At 68.5% G+C, this 3,294-nt stretch carries 4 protein-coding genes; all 4 read left to right on the forward strand.

Annotated elements, in window-relative coordinates; translation table 11 throughout:
* A partial coding sequence (locus AC5RV2_RS16090) for a hypothetical protein (protein WP_494093165.1) occupies positions 1-566 on the forward strand: 566 nt, incomplete at its 5' end.
* A gap of 108 nt (positions 567-674) precedes the next feature.
* Positions 675-2,321, forward strand: a complete 1,647-nt coding sequence (locus AC5RV2_RS16095; RefSeq protein WP_494093166.1) for an AAA family ATPase — start codon at positions 675-677, stop codon at positions 2,319-2,321.
* 27 nt (positions 2,322-2,348) lie between these two features.
* Entirely contained in the window at positions 2,349-2,561 is a 213-nt protein-coding gene (locus tag AC5RV2_RS16100; protein WP_494023598.1) for a DUF2997 domain-containing protein, read from the forward strand.
* A partial coding sequence (locus AC5RV2_RS16105; RefSeq protein WP_494093167.1) for a 4Fe-4S single cluster domain-containing protein occupies positions 2,542-3,294 on the forward strand: 753 nt, incomplete at its 3' end. The genes AC5RV2_RS16100 and AC5RV2_RS16105, both read left to right, overlap by 20 nt.

Here is a 3,294-nt window from a genome sequence, read left to right on the forward strand (position 1 = left end):
CGGCGGCCGGGGAGGGAACCGTGGCCGAAGCCGGCGGACCCGGCAGCTATGCAGGATCCGGCAACGCGGTCCTCGGCTACCAGCGGCCGGCCGGTTACGACGGCCCGTTCGAGATCGTCATCGACAGCGGCGTGGACGCCAGCGTAGCGGTGGACGACCCGGAGAACCCCGACTGGCCGGTCCACTTCCTCTACAACTCCGGCGACCGGAACGAGCCCTCGGCCGGTCTCCTGGCCACCGCGCGGGAAGAATTTTCACTGCATGTCGAGGCGGACGGCGACTGGCGACTGGAGGTCCGCCCGGTCGCTTACGCCGTACCGGAAGACGGTACGGTCGCCGGCTCCGGCCCTGCGCTGGTGCGCTATGAGGGCGATGAGGTACTGGCCGCATTCAGCTACACCGGTGACGCCAACATCGCCGTCTACACCTGGCAGGAATCGCGTCGGAACCTGGTGGTCAACAAGATCGGCACCAGCACCACGCGGTTCTCCTGGCAGCCGTACCCGGTGACGTATTTCCTGGTGGACACCAGCGAGGGCAGCTGGAGCCTGGACGTCGGGCGCTGAGAACTGCGCCGAACCCGCGGCTCCGAACCTGCGGCTAAAGCGCTCAGGCCCTCCAACTATGCCTAAAGTAGAGCCAGATCCCGTTCCGTTCCTTAAGGGGAGAGACCCATGTCTTTTGCTGAAACGCTTGACCAGGCGTTCAAGGCCCGAATCCCCGTGCTGTACGTCGAAAGCCATGAAGAAGCACGGGTGCACGCCGAAGTGCTCAAGTGCGCCGCCGCGCTGCGCACCCCGCGCCCCGTCTGGACGTGGAACGCCAGCAGCGGGCTCCTCTCCCCCAGCGACGGCCAGCAGTCCAACACCACGGCCCCGGCGCGTGCCCTGGACCGCGTGCTCGGCGCGCACGATCCGGGGGTCTTCATCTTCTTCGACCTGCACGCCTACTTCGGCACCGACCAGCGCCCGGCGGACCCCGAGGTGGTCCGAAAGGTCCGCGAAGTCTCTGCCGCCTTCCGGCAAGGCACCACCGGTCGGGTGCTGATCATCGTCGCCCCGGTGCTGCGTATCCCGCCCGAACTGGACAAGGCCGTCACGCTGGTCGACTTTCCGCTGCCCAGCCATGACGAGATCAAGGCCATGCTGGCGCACATGATCAGCCAGAATGCCGACGGCGGACGGATCAAGGTCAGCCTGGGTGAAGCCGACCAAGAGAACATGGTCCAGGCGGCGCTCGGCCTGACCATGGCCGAAGCCGAGAACGCCTTCGCGCGGGCAATGGTCGACGACGGCGAGCTGACCGCGCACGACGTGAGGGTGGTGCTGGACGAGAAGCGCCAGACCATCCGCAAGTCCGGGCTGCTGGACTACGTGGACGTGAACATCAGCCTGGACGAGGTTGGCGGGCTGAACAACCTCAAGCGGTGGCTGGCCAAGCGCAAGGGCTCCTGGCTGGATGCCGCCGCCGACTTCGGCCTGCCCGCACCCAAGGGCGTGCTGATCACCGGCGTGCCCGGCTGCGGCAAGTCCCTGACGGCCAAGGCGATGGCCTCGGCCTGGGGGCTGCCGTTGCTGCGGATGGACATCGGCCGGGTCTTTTCCGGCCTGGTCGGCTCCAGCGAACAGAACATGCGCAACGCCATCGCCACCGCCGAAGCCATCTCGCCGGCGATCCTGTGGATCGATGAGATCGAAAAGGGTTTCTCAGGCACCAGCGGCGAGGGCGATTCGGGAACCTCCGCCCGCGTGTTCGCCTCGTTCCTGACCTGGATGCAGGAGAAGCGCCATCCGGTTTTTGTGGTCGCCACCGCCAACAACATCGACCGGCTCCCCCCGGAGTTCATGCGCAAGGGCCGTTTCGACGAGATCTTCTTCGTCGATCTGCCCAGCGACGCCGAACGCCAGGTGATTTGGCAGATCCAGATGGCCGGCAAGGGCACCGCCGCCAACCAGCTGCACGCCGTCGCCAACGATCCGACTGCCGTCGGGCTCCTCGCCGACGCCTCGGAAAACTATTCCGGCGCAGAAATCGAACAGGCAGTCGTCGCCGCACTCTTCGACGCCTATGCCGAAGACCGCCCGGTCCGCCTGGACGACCTGCAGCGGGCTGTCGCCAACATGATTCCGCTGGCCATCACGCAGGCCGAGGAAGTCGGTGCCATCCGGCAGTGGGCTGCCTTGCGTGCCGTCGGTGCCACCGGCAGCGAAGATCTGGACGCGGACGCCGGACAGCCGATCGACCCGGCGTCGCCTGCCGGTGCCGTGCCCGCCGCAGCTTCCGGGCAGCCGGTACGCGGCGGCCGCACCGTGGATTTCTAGACAACACCGACCCCCGAAGGAAGAGCGATGGACCAGCAACAACTGATCGTCACGGTCAGGCCCGACGGCGCGGTATCGGCCGAGACCCGCAACATCTTCGGCGCCGAGTGCCTGGACTACATCACGGTTTTGGAGGATCTCCTGGAGGCCGAGAGCGTCTCCAGCTCCTATACGGAGGACTACCACCGCACTGCCGTCACCACCAGCGACTACGTCCACAATGAGTCCGCAGACCGATAGCCCCGGAGCGCCCGGCCAGCCGCGCGGCCCGGCCCCGGAGCCCCGCCTCCACAACGGCTGCGCGCCGGCACCGGCCGACGCCGGCCTCATCCGGCACGCGCGGTTCCTCCCGGCCACCGAGGCCGAGGGACCGGGCCGGCGGGCCGCGCTCTGGCTGCAAGGCTGCTCCATCCGGTGCCCCGGATGCTTCAACCCCCACCTCTGGGCCGCCCGCGGAGCAGAGCTTGTGCCGACCCGGCAATTCGCCGCCGACCTCGTCGGGCAGGCGGTGGCCGCGGGCGCCGAAGGCCTGACCCTGCTGGGAGGCGAACCCTTCGAACAGGCGGCGGCCAGCGCCGTCGTCGCGCGCGCCTTCCAAACGGCCGGCCTGTCCGTGATGACGTTCACCGGCTACCTGCACCGTGACCTGCGGCGCTGGGCAGCGGACCGCGAAGACATTGCCGGCCTGCTCGCTGCCACCGACCTGCTCGCCGACGGACCGTACCTGAGGGACCGGCCGGAACTGCACCGGCCATGGATCGGTTCCACCAACCAGGGCCTGACCGCGCTGACCGACCGCTACCGTGACCTGCTGGAAGACATTCAGGCCCAGCCCGACCGGATCGAGATCCGCGTCGCGGCCGACGGCACCGTCGGCCTGAACGGCTGGGCCACCGACGAACAATTGGACGCCCTGCTGGCGGATCTTGGCGCCCGGGCCGACCGTCCGACCGCCCGCCGCAGCCCGCTCGCC

Source organism: Arthrobacter sp. Y3225116, from assembly GCF_059091245.1.

Excerpts from the sequence above, each read along its gene's own strand:
- AC5RV2_RS16100 (WP_494023598.1), top strand. The coding sequence starts at position 2,349 with ATGGACCAGCAACAACTGATCGTCACGGTCAGGCCCGACGGCGCGGTA.
- AC5RV2_RS16095 (WP_494093166.1), top strand. The coding sequence starts at position 675 with ATGTCTTTTGCTGAAACGCTTGACCAGGCGTTCAAGGCCCGAATCCCC.